Source organism: Anabaena sp. UHCC 0399 (assembly GCF_034931465.1).
Classification (GTDB): domain Bacteria; phylum Cyanobacteriota; class Cyanobacteriia; order Cyanobacteriales; family Nostocaceae; genus Trichormus; species Trichormus minutissimus.
In genome coordinates, this window is the sequence record NZ_JAYGGZ010000008.1 from 92,600 (window position 1) to 109,000 (window position 16,401).

At 42.2% G+C, this 16,401-nt stretch carries 14 protein-coding genes; 10 read left to right on the forward strand and 4 right to left on the reverse strand.

Translation table 11 applies throughout. The features are described 5' to 3' along the window. Window positions 1-98 precede the first annotated feature (98 nt). Window positions 99-3,632, forward strand: coding sequence for a GAF domain-containing protein (locus tag VB693_RS06620; protein ID WP_323265559.1), 3,534 nt, complete (start codon window positions 99-101; stop codon window positions 3,630-3,632). A gap of 84 nt (window positions 3,633-3,716) precedes the next feature. On the opposite strand, the gene VB693_RS06625 is transcribed toward VB693_RS06620, so the two are convergent. Both VB693_RS06625 and VB693_RS06630 read right to left on the reverse strand, forming a co-directional pair. Further along, window positions 3,717-4,223 carry a pentapeptide repeat-containing protein gene (locus VB693_RS06625; RefSeq protein WP_323265560.1) on the reverse strand — a complete coding sequence of 169 codons (507 nt, stop codon included), beginning with the start codon at window positions 4,221-4,223 and terminating at the stop codon, window positions 3,717-3,719. Window positions 4,224-4,398: 175 nt separating this feature from the next. Continuing rightward, entirely contained in the window at window positions 4,399-5,907 is a 1,509-nt protein-coding gene (locus tag VB693_RS06630) for an LCP family protein (protein ID WP_323265561.1), read from the reverse strand. Window positions 5,908-6,023: 116 nt separating this feature from the next. On the opposite strand from VB693_RS06630, the gene VB693_RS06635 reads away from it, so the two are divergent. The 9 genes from VB693_RS06635 (at window position 6,024) to VB693_RS06675 (ending at window position 14,498) form a co-directional block, all read left to right on the forward strand. Next, entirely contained in the window at window positions 6,024-7,088 is a 1,065-nt protein-coding gene (locus VB693_RS06635; RefSeq protein WP_190696450.1) for a mannose-1-phosphate guanylyltransferase, read from the forward strand. Between the two features lie 230 nt (window positions 7,089-7,318). Continuing rightward, window positions 7,319-8,962, forward strand: a complete 1,644-nt coding sequence (locus VB693_RS06640) for an AarF/ABC1/UbiB kinase family protein (RefSeq protein ID WP_323265562.1) — start codon at window positions 7,319-7,321, stop codon at window positions 8,960-8,962. A 218-nt stretch (window positions 8,963-9,180) separates the two neighbouring features. After that, window positions 9,181-10,161 carry an ATP-binding cassette domain-containing protein gene (locus VB693_RS06645; RefSeq protein WP_323265563.1) on the forward strand — a complete coding sequence of 327 codons (981 nt, stop codon included), beginning with the start codon at window positions 9,181-9,183 and terminating at the stop codon, window positions 10,159-10,161. A 29-nt stretch (window positions 10,162-10,190) separates the two neighbouring features. Then, window positions 10,191-10,979 (forward strand): ABC transporter permease, encoded by a 789-nt coding sequence (locus tag VB693_RS06650; RefSeq protein WP_323265564.1) that lies wholly within the window; start codon window positions 10,191-10,193, stop codon window positions 10,977-10,979. A gap of 129 nt (window positions 10,980-11,108) precedes the next feature. Beyond that, entirely contained in the window at window positions 11,109-11,429 is a 321-nt protein-coding gene (locus VB693_RS06655) for a hypothetical protein (protein WP_190696466.1), read from the forward strand. 121 nt (window positions 11,430-11,550) lie between these two features. Beyond that, the gene (locus VB693_RS06660) at window positions 11,551-11,901 is read left to right on the forward strand and encodes a YtxH domain-containing protein (protein ID WP_323265565.1); all 351 of its coding nucleotides are present in this window, start codon (window positions 11,551-11,553) and stop codon (window positions 11,899-11,901) included. A gap of 138 nt (window positions 11,902-12,039) precedes the next feature. Continuing rightward, window positions 12,040-12,582, forward strand: a complete 543-nt coding sequence (locus tag VB693_RS06665) for a DUF948 domain-containing protein (RefSeq protein ID WP_323265566.1) — start codon at window positions 12,040-12,042, stop codon at window positions 12,580-12,582. Between the two features lie 355 nt (window positions 12,583-12,937). Next, window positions 12,938-13,747, forward strand: coding sequence for a TPM domain-containing protein (locus VB693_RS06670; RefSeq protein WP_323265567.1), 810 nt, complete (start codon window positions 12,938-12,940; stop codon window positions 13,745-13,747). Window positions 13,748-13,874: 127 nt separating this feature from the next. Continuing rightward, on the forward strand, window positions 13,875-14,498 hold the full coding sequence (locus VB693_RS06675) for a precorrin-8X methylmutase (protein WP_190696478.1): 624 nt from the start codon (window positions 13,875-13,877) through the stop codon (window positions 14,496-14,498). Window positions 14,499-14,508: 10 nt separating this feature from the next. Here the strand turns inward: VB693_RS06675 and VB693_RS06680 are convergent, their stop codons facing one another. Both VB693_RS06680 and VB693_RS06685 read right to left on the reverse strand, forming a co-directional pair. Beyond that, window positions 14,509-15,315: a pentapeptide repeat-containing protein gene (locus tag VB693_RS06680; RefSeq protein WP_323265568.1), complete on the reverse strand. Its 807-nt coding sequence runs from the start codon at window positions 15,313-15,315 to the stop codon at window positions 14,509-14,511. Window positions 15,316-15,449: 134 nt separating this feature from the next. After that, a complete protein-coding gene (locus VB693_RS06685; RefSeq protein ID WP_190696482.1) occupies window positions 15,450-16,091 on the reverse strand; it encodes a hypothetical protein in 642 nt (213 codons plus the stop codon). Window positions 16,092-16,401 lie beyond the last annotated feature (310 nt).

A 16,401-nucleotide genomic window follows, 5' to 3' on the forward strand; every position in this document is an offset into this window, starting at 1 on the left:
TTCAAACACCAATTATCTACTCAGTTTTTTACCAGTGTTCTTGAATAGAAACATAGAGTATAAAAATACTCATCATAAAATATACAAATTTTGCTCCTATGGAATCCCCTACAAATCATCTTTTATTATCCAGCACTCAACTACAAGAACAATTAGAGCAACAAAAAACCCTAGCCAGGGTAATTGGGAGAATTCGGGAATCTCTAGACTTAGAAACAATTCTCAAAATTACTGTCCAAGAAGTACGCCAGTTGTTAAATACTGACCGTGTTGCCGTTTTTCAATTTGACCCTCAACAAGACTGGGCAGGAGAATTTATTGCTGAAGATGTTGCACCAGATTGGGTATCAGCCATGTCAGCCAAAGTCTATGACCACTGCTTTGGCGAACAATTTGCGGCTCATTATCAACAGGGAAGAGTGCAAGCAGTTGCAGATATTTACGCTGCCGGACTAAGTGATTGTCATATAGAAATTCTCAGTAAATTTCAAGTACGTGCTAACCTGATTGTTCCTTTGTTAAGAGATCGGGATTTATGGGGATTAATTTGTATTCATCAGTGTAGGGAAACTCGCCAATGGCAAGAATCAGAAATTGAATTTATTCGCCAAATTGCTGACCATTTAACTATTGCTATTCAACAAGCCAAGCATCTCCAAGAAGTCCAATTACAAGCTGTAAAATTAGCGCAAGCAGCCCAGCGAGATCAAGTAATTTTTCAAATTGTTGATCAAATTCGCCCATCCCTAGATATTGAAACCATCTTTCACAGCACAACGCAAGAAATTCGGCAGTTACTCCAAGCTGACCGAGTGGCCATATTTCGCTTTAATCCTGATTGGAGTGGTAACTTTGTCGCAGAATCTTTCGCTGATGGGTGGACACCTTTGGTAAGTGTGTTACCTGTAATTAATGATACGTATTTACAACACAACCAAGGGGGACGTTACGCTCACAATGAGACATTTACTGCAAATGACATTTATCAAGCTGGATTAAGTGAATGTCATGTTGTCTTGTTGGAACAATTTCAGGCAAAAGCCTTTGCTACTGCGCCGATTCTTCAAGGTGATCAACTCTGGGGAGTTATCGCTGCTTACCAAAATTCTGCTTCTAGACAGTGGCAAGCTTATGAAATTGAATCTTTAAGTAAAATCGGTACACAAATTGGTGTAGCGTTGCGCCACCACGAGTTACTAGCACAAGCTCATTACCAAGCCGAACAACAAAAGACCTTAACTGGTGTAATTACTCGGATTCGCAAATCCCTAGATTTAGAGACTATCTTTCAGACTAGTGTCACCGAAGTCAGGCAAATGCTACAAGCAGACAGAGTAGCAATTTTCCAATTTGACCCTCAACAAGACTGGGCAGGAGAATTTATTTCGGAAGATGTAGCGACTGGTTGGAACTCAATCCTAGCTGCCAAAGTCTATGACCACTGTTTTGGGGAACAATTTGCAGCCAATTATCAACAAGGTCGGGTGCAGGCTGTGGCGGATATCTACGACGCACAATTGAGTGACTGTCATACTGAGATTCTGGGCAAATTTCAAGTCAGAGCTAATTTGGTAGTACCACTGGTGAAACAAGGTAATTTATGGGGTTTATTGTGCGTTCACCAATGCAACCAGCCCAGAATTTGGCAGCCTTCAGAAATTGAATTTGTCAGCCAAATTGCCGAAAACCTGGGAGTAGCCCTACAACATAACAAGCTGTTATTAGCAGCCCAATACCAAGCAGAGCAACAAAAGACATTAACTAGCGTCATTACCCGGATTCGTGAATCTCTAGATTTAGAGACAATTTTTCAAACTTCTGTCAGCGAGGTACGACAACTACTACAAGCTGATCGTGTGGGAGTCTTCCGTTTTGACAAGCAAACCAATTGGGAAGGAGAATTTGTCTATGAAGATGTAGCTGATGGCTGGAATTCGGCAATAGCTGAAAAAGTTTATGACTACTGCTTTGGTCAAAGCTTTGCCTCACTTTATACTCAAGGTCGAGTGAATGCGATCGCTGACATTTATCAAGGAAGTTTTCCAGCCTGCTACATCCACATTCTAGAACGATTTCAAGTGCGTGCCAATCTAGTTGCACCGCTTTTAAAAGAAGGTGAACTTTGGGGCTTACTCTGCATTCACCAATGTAAAGCCACGCGCCACTGGCAATCCTCAGAAATTGAATTTGTCAGCCAAATAGCCGAACAACTGGGAGTCGCTTTAAAACAGGATTCTTATTTAAAGCAAGTTCAAACCCAAGCCGTCCAGTTAGCAGAAGCTAACGAGAGAGAAAAAGCAATGGAGAGGCAAGAATTACTGGCTGCAACCATTGATAAAATTCGTCAGTCTCTTGATATCAAAACTATTTTTAGAACGACTACCCAAGCTGTCCGTGAGTTGTTAGAAGTAGAACGAGTCGCTATATATCGCTTTAACTCTGATTGGAGTGGTAAATTTGTGGCTGATTCCTTCAAAGATGGCTGGAAACCCATTACACAAATTCAACCAATAGTTTTAGAAACCTTTGAAGACACACACGAAGATGATAAGTTACCCCGCAATGAAACTTTTGTTCCCATTCGCCAAGGAGAACAATTATGGGGATTATTGGTGGCTTATCAAAACTCGCAACCCCGCTATTGGAAAGATGAAGAAACAAACTTATTAGCTCAAGTAGGTGTGCAGTTAGGAATTGCTATTCAGCAAGGAGAATTACTTGAACAAACCAAACGTCAAACTCTAGAACTTACTCAAGCTTTGTATGAATTAAAACAGACCCAATCTCGATTAATTCAGGGAGAGAAAATGGCAGGTTTAGGACAATTACTTGCTGGTGTCGCCCACGAAATTAACAATCCTGTCAGTTTTATTTTTGGTAATCTGATCCATTTAAATGAATATACGCAAGAACTTTTAAATGTATTGCAGCTCTACCGTCAACATGAGTCCAGATTTCCAGATATCCAAGCAAAAGCCAAAAAAATAGATTTAGAATTTATCATCGAAGACTTACCCAAAACGCTAGACTCGATGAAAATAGGTGCGGAAAGGATTAATCAGATTGTACTGTCCTTAAGAACTTTCTCTCGTACTGATGAAGCCGAATTGAAATCAGTAGATATTCATGAAGGATTAGATAGTACCTTGCTAATTTTAGGACATCGCCTCAAAAATAATAATCAACGCCCACCTATCGAACTTGTAAAAGAATACGGCAACTTACCTTTAATGGAATGCTACCCTGCACAACTTAATCAAGTATTTATGAATCTTATATGTAATAGCATTGACGCATTGGAGGAAAAATTTAAAACTATATGGCACAAGTATTTAGACTCATCAAAAAGCTGCCCCAAAGTACCTTTAACTATTTGGATCAGCACGAAAACTGTGGATAACCAAGTTACTATTAAAATAGCTGACAATGGTTTTGGAATACCAAAAGAATTAACTGCAAATATTTTTGACCCCTTCTTTACCACCAAAGAACCAGGTAAAGGTACAGGGTTAGGTTTGTCTATCAGCCATCAAATAGTTGTAGAAAAACACCACGGTCAAATCAAGTGTTTGTCCACCCCAGGAGAAGGAACAGAATTCTTAATTGAACTTCCCTGTCCTCTGAGTAAGTAGGTAGGTCGAATTAGATGTAGGATGGGTTAGCATAGAGCAAACCTTCCTACTTAAGTGAATATTTTTAGAGCAAGTTATTTTTACTCAGCGACAACCTAAACTCTCGCGTGTAGAAATACCAGTCAAAGAATTTACCCCATCGGCTTTTTTGCACATCAAAGATACTTGATAGCGGTCTATGATAGCGTCTGTAAAATCAGCCCCAGTAATATCAGCATCATAAAAACGGCTGCGAATTAAAGTAGCTTCCGTGAAAATGGCATTTTTTAAATTTGCACCATCTAAAGTCACCCGATCTACCAAAGCACCTGTTAAATTCGCGCCTTCTAAATTAGCTTTTAATAACACACCCTTAGTCAGAACAGCGTTAGTTAAATTTGCACCTTGGAAATTCGTACCCCGCATTTCCGCCGCCACAAAAATTACACCTTTTAAATCAGTGTTAGTAAAATCACGATTTTCCAGATTGGTATTGCTGTAATTAATTGTATTAACTTGAGCAAAAGCTGGCTTGGGATTGATGATGATCCAAAACCAAGCCAGCAGCAAAATTACAATCAAACTAAATAATCTCAGCCAAATCTTCTTCATCAATCCCAGTCCTGAGTTGCGTTAGCGGTAGCGCGGCGTTTAGCCGGTCTTGAGTTCCGAGTTAAAAATTAAGAGTGATAAGTGAATTATAGAGAATTCCTTCTTACTCAACACTCAACACTCAGCACTACTCACTACTCAGCACTCAGCACTACTCAGCACTCAGCACTACTCACTACTTCCAATCCTTCCCAATGCGGATTGTAATGTCTGATTCTAAGTCCCCTGTGGATTTAACCTCAACTAAACCCAATCCTAAGATTTTTTGGAGGTTAATTGCTGCCGAGCGATCGCCTCTTTGCACAATAATTTGGGTTTGGCGTTGGGTATCAGGCCAAGTTGGGACGGTGTAAATATTTGTAAAGCCTTTCTGTTTCAAGTAAGCAATAACTTTTTCAGTTAGCTGAGGTTGATTAGAAGCATTTTGAATAGCAATTTTGAGCTTAGAAACTGGTCGTGTATCTGGCTTCAGACCAGGTATATCTACGCCTACATAATTATTCAATAGATTTTGTTGTCCGTTCAGATTCAGCCAATAGCTATTAGGATCTTTACTAAATTTGCTGAATGTACCAGGTAACATGGCCATTTGGAAATTATCCCGTTCTAAGTTCACGGAAAAATTCACCAAAGCCATCATTTCTTCTATCTTCAAATTTGTATCAAAATATTTCCGCATCAGCCGGGTTAATTGGGGCAATCGGGGTAAGACTGTAGGACTAGTAAGCCTTCGCAGCAATGCGGTCACTAGTGCTTGTTGTCGTTGTACCCTAGGTAAATCCCCTAAACCTTCTTCTCGGTAACGAGCAAACACTTCTGCTTGTTCGCCGTTGAGAGTTTGCCAGCCACTAATTAAACTTATCGTTGAGCCACTGCTGGGGTCTTGATATGACATGGCTGTGGGGACAAAAACTTCTACCCCACCCAACTGATCAACTAATTGCCTTAAACCACTAGTAGAAATACGGATATAGCGGTCAATCCGGGCATTATTAAGAGTCCGACTGACTGTCCGTGCTGCTAAAACTGGCCCTCCTTTAGTATTAGCTTCAGACACCCTATTTAATCCCTGTTCTGGGATAGCAATCATGGTATCGCTAGGAATTGACAGTACCCGCATGGTTTTACTGCTGGGGTTGATTCTGGTTAGGAGCATGGTATCGCTATTGCCAGAAAAGCTTTCCGGTGAGCCATCGACTGCACCTTTAACTGGCTCAATCCCCATAATCAGAATATTCATTGGTTTAGATATCTGATATTGGGAAATTTTGCTCCACAGTTCCCCAGGTAGCGGCGTTTTTTGCTCATCTTGACCAGCAAATCCCAATTCTTCGTCTGTGCGGTCTAGGTTACTCCATAAAGGAGTCCAAAGTGCCAAAGTGGATACTAATAGACCAGACATAATGATGCCTAGCACAGATGTCAAAATCCACAATAACCAGCGAGGCATTGTCAAGCCCAACCGATCATACAGCTCATTGGGAATTGCCCCTACAGACAGGGCGACATTGCGAGAACTGTTAGCGGCTTCTTCTTGAGGGATGACTTCCAGATCGTCGGCTGCTGATGGCGGTATGACTTGATTATCTATACGTTGTAGTTGTGAAGGTCTGACCTCTAATTCTAAATTCGGTATTTGTTGAGGCGTGACTTGATTTTCTGACCATTGAACCTGTTTAATCACAATTATCTCCCCACTCATCCACTCCCTAAAAGTTATGTTAATGCAAGCCACCAAACTTGCCAGTGTCAGACCGCACTGTACACTTGAAATGTTCTAGCGTAGGTCTGTATGACAACATGAGTAGTTCTTTGTTCCCAGTAATCCTGGCAGGTGGTAAAGGTGAGCGTTTTTGGCCTCTTAGTCGCCAAGACCGACCCAAGCAATTTTTAAGTCTTGATGGTAGCTCTAGAAGTCTCTTACAAGCAACTGCCGATCGACTGCTTTCTTTTGCAGGTAGTTGGAATGACTTGTGGGTAATTACTTCTAGTCAGCTAGCTACAGGAGTGCGGCAACAATTACCAGAATTGTCATCTCTAAATTTGCTGGCTGAACCGCAAGGTAGAGATACTGCTGCTGCTGTTGCTTGGACAAGTTTGGAAATTCAAAAACGTTACGGAGACGACGCAATTATCGGCTTTTTTCCCTCTGACCACTGGATAGCTGACCCACAGGCGTTTAAACGCACATTAGATGCGGCTATCCAATTAGCGGCAAGCACACCAGCGATTGTCACGTTGGGTATTAAGCCTACCTTCCCATCAACTGGTTACGGCTACATTGAACAAGGCGAACACATTGGTAGCTTTAATGAGTTGCCAGCCTATCACGTCAACCGCTTTACTGAAAAGCCCAACCGTGAAACAGCAGAAACATTTCTGTCTACGGGAAGATTTAGCTGGAATAGCGGTATGTTCGTGTTTCGGGCTGGTGTTGTTCTCAAGGAACTGTATACCCATGCACCAGAAATTATTGAACAAATAGCACAAAAAGGCGTTGATGTCTATCCCCAATTGCCTAAAAAAAGTATAGACTATGCACTCATGGAAAAAACCAATCTAGCATATGTTTTACCAGCAGAATTTGGATGGGACGACTTAGGCGACTGGAATGCGATCGAACGCCTCATGAAAAAACCCGAAAATCCCAACGTGGAACTTGCTACCCATGTGGGTTTAGATACAAAGGGGGCGATTGTTTATGCTACTAACCCTGAGGATGTAGTTGTTACTATTGGTTTAGAGGACGTGGTAATTGTGCGCGATCGCAATGTCACCCTCATAGTTAATAAAGAACGCACCCAGGAAATTAAGCAAATCCTCAAAACCCTACAAAGCGATCCCCGATTTACCGACTTGCTATAACTCTTATTGTATAAAACTTAAAACCCCTGGCAGATGCGTAAAACTATTGCCCGTATTATAACTTGACTGTCTGTGCTGTCAAAAGGGCAGGGGGTTGGAGGGACAAAGAATACAAGGGAGACAAGAGAAAATTTTTTCTTAATCCCTTGTCTCCAATCCCCGTCTCTAAAAATTATTTAATTTTGAATTTTGAATTTTGAATTTTGAATTAATTTATCCCCCATCCCAAAATGTTCCTCACCTATACTGTTCCGCGCCAAAGAGAAATTATCGAAGTTGTTCTCCGCAATGGCTGGGATTATATGCGGCGGCTGTTGACAGGCGGCAAAGCTGATGAACCCCAGCTACCCACCCCGGCTGTATTGAAAAATATTTTGGTGGATTTGGGGCCTGTCTATGTCAAACTCGGTCAGCTACTTTCTACCCGACCGGATTTACTGAGTGCAGCTTATATTGAAGAACTCTCCACTCTCCAAGATGAAGTGCCGCCTGTACCTTGGGCAGAGATTGAAATAGTTATCCGCAAACAACTAAAACAACCCCTGGAAGAAACTTTCAAGCACATTAATAACGTCGCAGTAGCGGCGGGATCAATTGCTCAGACCCATCGCGCTACATTAATGGATGGTCGAGAAGTGGCTTTGAAGGTGCAACGTCCGGGGATTGATGTCACAGTTGTGCAAGATATCGCTTTAATTCAAGGGATTGCTGATTTGGTGGCGCGGACTGATTTTGGACAAAACTACGAAATCAAATCTATCGCTGAAGAATTTACCAAAGCTTTAGAGGCTGAATTAGATTTTACACGGGAAGCTGGTTTTACAGACCAACTGCGACGTAATTTATCGCACAGTCGTTGGTTTGATCCCCAACAAATTGTCGTTGCGGAAATTTATTGGCAATTAACTACAGAAAAATTAATGGTGATGGAGTGGCTAGACGGAGTGCCAATACTGTCAGCTAATTTAACCAACAACAGTGGTAAAGACCCGATCGCCGAACGCAAAGCCGTCACTACACTACTATTTCGCGCTTTCTTTCAACAGTTATATGTTGATGGTTTTTTTCATGCTGATCCCCATCCTGGTAATATCTTTTATCTGAGCGATGGCCGTGTTGCCTTGTTAGATTGTGGGATGGTAGGCAGACTTGATCCCCGGACGCAGCAGATATTGACAGAAATGCTGTTGGCAATTGTGGATTTAGATGCGGGGAGGTGCGCTCAACTGACTCTGCAATTGTCAGATTCTGCACAACCGGTGATTGTGGCGCGGTTAGAAAGTGATTATGACCGGATGCTGCGTAAATACCATAACGTCAGTTTGACGGAGATGAATTTTAGTCAAATCTTTTATGAAATTTTGCAAGTTGCCCGCAATAATAAAATTCGCTTACCCGGTAACATGGGCTTGTACGCCAAAACCTTGGCGAATTTAGAAGGGGTAGCGCGGACTTTTAATCCAGAGGTAAATTTATTTGAAGAAATACAGCCTTTAATTACAGACTTATTTCGACGGCAATTACTGGGCGATAATCCAGTGCGATCGCTCCTGAGAACAGCCTTAGATATTAAAAGTCTCTCTTTACAATCTCCCCGGCAAATCGAACTGTTATTAGACCGGGTAACATCGGAAACCCTACGCTGGAATTTCTCACTACACGGTTTAGACGGCGTGCGGCGGACAATGGACGATGCTGCTAACCGCCTTTCTTTTAGTATTCTAGTAGGTTCACTGATTATGGGTGCAGCAATTATTTCCAGCAAAGCCCAGACAACACAGCTATCTTTTGTCAGCAGCGTTTTGTTTGCAGCTGCCAGCTTATTGGGATTATGGCTGATTATTAGTATTTTGCGATCGGGTCGTTTGAAGTGACAGGTGACAGGTGACAGGTGACAGAGAACAGAAAAAAACTTCTTGAAGTTTTACCTAGTAGTTTGTCAAGAAATAATTAACGAATAGATATTTTGTAGAGACGGCGATTTATCGCGTCTCTCCAACCGTCAAAATAGGTTGGACACACCACTAGCTGCTGAAAAATCAAATAAGATTACTCTTTACCACACCGTGACAAGTGGTTTTAACATTTAGATATGTCAATCATCATTGCCGAAAACCTCAGTAAATCGTATCCAGTGGCGGTAAAAGAACCAGGAATTAAAGGCACAATCAACCACTTTTTCCGCCGCACCTACCGTTCTATCAACGCAGTTCAGGATGTTTCCTTTGAAATTACCCCAGGTGAAGTAGTAGGTTTCTTAGGGCCAAATGGTGCTGGTAAAACCACCACACTTAAAATGCTCACCGGACTTATTCACCCTTCTAGCGGTACAGTGAGGGTAGCTGGCTATGTACCCTTTTTGCGCCAAGCAGCATTTTTGCAAAAAATTACCTTGGTAATGGGGCAAAAACAACAACTACTCTGGGACTTACCCGCACTAGATTCTTTAAAAATTAACGCGGCTGTCTACGATATTCCTGATAAAGAATTTCATCGCCGGGTAGGGGAATTAACAGAAATGCTGGCTTTAGAAGGGAAACTTAACCAACCCGTGCGAAAACTCTCTTTGGGCGAACGCATGAAGGCAGAATTACTAGCAGCACTTCTACACCGTCCCCATGTATTGTTTTTAGATGAACCCACGCTAGGTTTAGATGTCAATGCTCAGGTAGCAGTACGGGATTTTTTGCGTGAGTACAATCAGCGTTATCAAGCAACTGTGCTGTTAACTAGCCATTACATGGCAGATATCACCGCTTTATGTGAACGAGTGTTGCTGATTCACCAAGGTAAACTCATGTATGACGGTAGCTTAGATAGACTGCTAGAACGTTTTGCTCCCTACCGAGAAGTTTACGTAGAGTTAGCCCAACCTCTATCCCTAGAAAAACTCACAGTCTATGGTGATGTGCAACATTTAGAAGGGCGTGCTGTGTGTTTCATGGTGCAACAAGAGGCACTTACCCGCACGGTGTCTCAGATTTTAACAGAATTGGAAGTCATAGATTTAAAAGTCACTGAACCGCCAGTTGAAGAAGTTATTGGACGCGTTTTTCAGGCGGGAATCGTGTAAAAAATTAACATTTAAACATTAAAATTTAAATGAAAAAAGTTATTAGAAAAGCTCTAACTTTACTTACAGTTTACTACGCCTATATGGTGGAGTATCGGGCAGAACTAATTTTATGGGTTCTATCTGGTTCTTTACCAATTATTCTCATGGGAGTTTGGATAAAAGCTTCGCAAGGTGGGCAGTTTGGTTTATCCTCTATTGACTTTGCCCGCTACTTCCTCACAGTTTTTGTGGTTAGACAAATATCTGTTGTCTGGGTAATTTTTGAATTTGAAAAGGAAGTTGTAGAAGGTAAATTGTCACCTAAATTATTACAACCTTTAGATCCTGTATGGCATCATGTCGCTTCCCATCTTTCTGAAAGGGTGGCTCGCATACCCTTTGCATTAATATTAATATCCCTGTTTTTTTTCCTGTATCCGCAGGCATTTTGGTTGCCGAATTTAGTCCAGTTAATTTTATTTACCTTGGCTGTTAGCTTGGCTTTCATTTTAAGGTTTGTTATTCAATACACCTTTGCTATGTTCGCATTTTGGACAGAAAGGGCTAATGCTATTGAAACTTTCTGGTTTTTATTTTATTTATTTTTATCTGGTTTAATTGCACCTTTAGAAGTATTTCCTCAACCTGTGAGAGAAATAGTTTTATTTACACCTTTTCCCTACTTAATTGATTTTCCTGCAAGTATTTTGGTCGGGCTACCTGTAGATTTAGCACGAGGATTTTGGTCACTACTAGGCTGGATATTTATATTTTTAGGTGCAAATCGCTGGTTATGGCGTGCGGGATTGAAAAGATATTCTGGAATGGGCGCATGAGTCAACTGCCCCAGCGACAAGGCTGACGAGGCTTGTAAGGGTTATCGCTGTTTTCAAACAGTTATTATCAGAGTAGAGCCAAGTCAAGCACACATCTTAATTATTCGCTGACATTGGTGAAGGTCAACAATGGTGACAGTGGTTGTTGTAATGAATACGCTTATTTCATTAATGCTGCTCTACGTAGCTTGGCGAGTGTGGCAACTAAAACAAAAGATAGCATTTATAGGCGATCGCCTCACGGAATACGAACGCTGCACCCATGACTTACTATATAAAGCACCGGAAAATATCTACCTAGGACAAAATAGCATTCAGCAATTACGCCAGAGTAACCAAGTTTTACAGTTGCAAATCCAACAAATAAGGCAAATTATCAGCATACTTTTGCTTGGACGGCAAACTTGGCGGCGTTATTTTCGTAAAATGGATTTCATCTCTAGAAAATAAGAGATGAAAGCAACAGTGATTGTTAAGGTATTGCCACAATAGATAAATTAGATAAAACCATTGAGGTTTTGCAAGGAAAGCAAACCCACCTAAAATGGGTGTAAGGAGAAAAAGAGTAAAAATGTCTAATAACCGTTCTGGAGTATTTATTGGTGGATTGATGTTAGGAGCTACTATCGGTGCTTTAGCAGGATTACTTGCAGCTCCACGCACAGGACGCGAAACTCGTAAAATTTTGAAAAAATCTGCCGATGCGATTCCTGAATTGGCAGAAGATTTATCAACAAGTGTACAAATTCAGGCTGACCGTCTTTCTGCCAGTGCCTTGCGAAATTGGGATGAAACTTTAGATAGACTGAGAGAAGCCATAGCTGCTGGTGTAGATGCTAGTGAGCGTGAAAGTCAAATCTTAAAACGTCAACAGGCTACCCCAGACTCAGACTCTTTCGCCCAAGACTTGGAACGCTCATAATGATGATGTTGATATTGATATAGCATATACAGCAGGTGTCGTTTTCATTAAGCACAAGAGTAGAGTAGACAAGGTAGCGGTTTTTATCCCAATGCCCAATGCCCATTTTGAATTTTAAATTTTGTATTTTTTATTATTGTGGTTGACCCCCTGTTTTGGTTGGGACTTTCTATTCTTCTAGTCGCTGTCAGTCTGACGGCTGTTTTAGTGGCGGCAATACCAGCTTTGCAGGAATTAGCAAGGGCAGCTCGCAGTGCCGAAAAGTTATTTGATATGCTATCGAGGGAATTGCCCCCTACCTTAGAAGCTATCCGCACTACAGGGATAGAAATTACAGATTTGACTGACGATGTTAGTCAAGGTGTTAAAAGTGCCGGTCAAGTCGTGAAACAAGTTGACCAAAGCCTAGAGGGCGCGAAAAAACAAGCTCAAAACCTGCAATTAAGTACGCGTAGTATTGTGGTGGGCGTAAAAACTGCCTGGAAAACCTTCACTCGTCAAAAAATCACAAAGCGCACAGTGGAACGGTTATCAATAACTGAACAATCTTCCCTCACAATCAGAGAAAGAGAAACACTCAAGTCAGAAACTCGCCGCTCTAAAGCAGAAGCCTACCGCGTTCATGACGGCTACAACGGTTCTTCTACTAGGCAGAACAGTCTTGATGATGAAGAATACTAAGGGGCTAGAGATGACATGTGACAGGTGACAGGTGACAGGTGACAGGTGACAGGTGACAGGTGACAGGTGAAAAGAAAGCAGGGGAAGCAGGGGAAGCAGGGGAAGCAGGGGAAGCAGGGGAAGCAGGGGGAGAAAAATACAATGCCCAATAATGCCCACTCACAACTCATCACTCACAACCGGCTAAACGCCGCGCTACCGCTAACAGCACTCATTACTCAGCACTCACAAAGAAGCTTTGCTTTATTGCCTAAGATTAGAGTAAAGTAAACAAGTGTAACAAAGTATCACTTTTCTAATACTCTTTTAAAGCAACTTGTTCACTTCTACTGTTGATATTTGTATAAAAACGTCCATGCAGTCCTGTTTTTGGCGACGAATCTTAGTATCTATTACAGTATTTTTCTTGGCTGGGTCACTGTGGGTTATGCACTCTTCCCCAGCTTTGGCTTACGACAATCCCGAATTGTTACCTAATTATTTCACTCCAGTTGTAGACTTAGCTAAAACTCTTCCTGACCCCCAAGAGGAAAAGCTAGTCGAGGAAATTTCGCAATTTGAGAATGATACTGGTTGGAAACTGCGGGTATTAACTCAATATGACCGCACTCCTGGTAGAGCAGTCATCAATTATTGGGGTTTGGATGATAAAAGTATTCTTTTGGTTGCAGACTCCCGTGGTGGGAACATCCTCAGCTTTAGTGTTGGTGATGCAGTTTATGAACTTCTCCCCCGCACTTTCTGGATAGAACTACAAACCCGCTTTGGTAATTTGTATTTTGTGCGGGATGAAGGGGAAGACCAAGCCATTTTACAAGCTTTAAATTCCGTAAAAGGCTGTTTACTCAAGGGGGGCTGCACCGTTGTTCCTGGTCTACCTAGGGAACAGTGGATTTTAACTTTAATTACTTCGGTTATTGGTGGGATTATTTGTGGATTTGCAGGTCAACCCCGCACCAAAGGACAAGTTTTTGCTTGGCAATGGGCGTTAATTTTCTCGCCATTGTGGGGTATTTTGTTCCTTGCTTTTGGTATTGGCCCAGTGGTAACACGCACTAGTGATTGGTTACCTTTAGTTCGGAATATCTCCGGTTTTCTTATTGGTGTGTTGGTTGCTTACTTGTCACCTGTTTTCAGTCGTCCATCTTCTAGTGCTGAGTCTTGAGAGTGCTGAGTAATGAGTGCTGAGTGAGTAATTCTTTAATTTTGAATTTTGAATTGATTAGTCACCTCTTACCTAGCGATCGCACTAGCTGATAAGCTGAAGGCTAGTTTCTCAGAATTGAATAGCAATGGAATGGCACGTAACCGATGCTCAAAGTCTAGCAATCATTGATGGTGAAATTGGTGATCATGTTTTCTCTCCGGCAGAATATGAAATTGTCCGGCGAGTAATTTATGCTACTGCTGACTTTGAGTACAAATCTTTAATTCGATTTTCTGAGCGGGCTTTGCAAGCTGGGGCTGCTGCATTAGCGGCACGTACTGCTATTGTGGTTGATGTGCCAATGGTGCAAACAGGTATTGCCTACGAAATTCAAAATACCTTTGCTAACCCGGTGTATTCTAGTACGGATACTTCAACCCGTCCCCAAACAGAAAAAACTAGTGCCGCTTGGGGTGTTGAAACTCTAGCCAAACGTTATCCAGAAGGCATATTTATTGTTGGTCAAGCCCAAACAGCATTAACAACACTGGTAGATTTAATTGAAGCCGAAGAAATTAACCCGGCTTTGCTGATTGCTACTCCGGTGGGATTTGTAGATGTAGATGATGCTAAAAGACGCTTGCAAGATTCCCTTGTCCCCAATATCACTATTGATAGCTGTAAAGGTAATGCAGTTGTTGCAGCTGCGATCGCTGATGGGCTGATAGACTTAGCATGGCAAGCCTATGGGCAGAATAGAATTGACTAATGACTAATGATTAATCGTGTTTTCTCCCATCGGGCATAATTGCATTTTGAAAATTCACGCCAATTAGGTTTGCACCAGTCAAATTTGCACCTCTGAGGTTAGCGTCTCTCAGATTCGCACCCGCCAAGTTAGCCTTTTTTAGATTTGCCCATCCCAAATCAGCACCAGTTAAGTCAGCTTCAGCTAAGTTAGCTCTAAATAAGTATGAACTACTCAAATGAGCTTTGTGGAGACGGGCTTTTTCTAGGTTAGCTTTGTAGAGATAAGCTCCTACTAAGTCTGCTGCATACAAGTTGGCTTCACTTAGATTAGTCTCTATTAAGTTAGCTTCAATCAGATTAGCAAAACAAAGATGAGCGCGGTTTAGCTGTGCTGCATCTAAATCAGCATCTCTTAAGTTAGCACCGGTGAAGTCAGTTCCAATCAGGTTAGCATTAACAATAGTAGCCCCCCTCAGATCCGCTTCACTCAAGTTAGAGCCAATGAGGGTAGTATGGCTCAGATTGGCTTGGGTAAGTATAGCCTGGCTCAAGTTCGCCACACTCAAATGAGCCGCACTTAGATTAGCTTCGCTAAGTTTGGCTTGATAAAGATTAGCACTACTGAGATTAGCATAGCTGAGGTTGGCACGCACGAGTAAAGCATGACTTAAATCAACTCTGCTAAAGTTTACTCCTTGGAGGTTTGCCCCTCGGAGGTTATGTTTTTGCAGGTTGGAGGTACTGAGGTCTGGTTCAATTTGGGGATTTGTTGTTCTCCACTCAATCCATTGGACTGCACCAGCTTGCAACAAAGCTAGATGCTCTATATTTGCCATTTGCTCTCCTTTCAGAAACTTCAAAAATTTAACTACAACTATCCTGCATCTAAGACGACTATCCGATTCTTCTCCTTCTACTCCCCCTACTCCCCCTACTCACTCAGCGATTGGTTATTTTTTTGGGAAGTCCCTTATTCCTGGCGACCAATCTGGGAACTATTCCGCCCAGCTACACTTTCAATTGCTGCTTTAGCACCAGCTGCACCTGCAAGGATATCGCGTTCGTATCCACCCAAGTAGAGCCGGCCAAAGCTCCCCACAGCTTGCACTTCCAAGATATTAATCATTGCTGCTTTTTCTGCTTCATTGGCAGCTAGGGCAGCATAAGCAGCAGGTTCAACTTCTAAGACATACAATGTTTGTCCAGCTAATAGTAGCTGTCCTCGGCGCGTCCGATTGATGAGTTGTGCTTGGTAAGCATCTATATTGCGGATAATCTGGCTAGAAACAACACGAGGTTTGAGACATTCCTCTTTTTTTACTCCCAACATCGCCAAAATAGCTTGACCGGCGGCTCGTGTTTCTCCTTGAGAACCGGAATGTATTTCTAATAGACCATATAATCTTTCCACTACCTGCACTCCAGGACGAACGGAGGCAGCTTTGAGAGCTACATCTGTAATCCGATTAATTTCGATGCCAGGAGAGATTTCAATCCATAGAGACGTATCACCTGGTAGTGGTAAGAAACCTGGGGCTACTGTTCCTATATATGCTGCGTGTTGTGGTTGCAGGCTGTCGAGAAATACGAAACTGCGTAGTTCTATTCCCAAGGTGATGCTCTCCAGTCATGAAGGTAAAGTTATATTTCGTATAGGTAACTTTAAATTACCACAAGCCTGGATACTGTCTGAGTTTTTCCGTGATTGATAGCAGGTGACAGGTGACAGGTGACAGGGGAAAGCAAGGGAAAGCAAGGGAAAGCAGGGGGAGAAGTTATTCACTGCGTGACGCTAGCGCGTAACTTGCTTTGCTCACTACCGCGCTTCCTTCTCTAAGAGGGGCTGCGCCGCAGGCTTTACGGAACACTGTGTGAACGCGTAGCGTATCCGTAGGGTTCACTCCGGAGGAGTACAGTTTTGA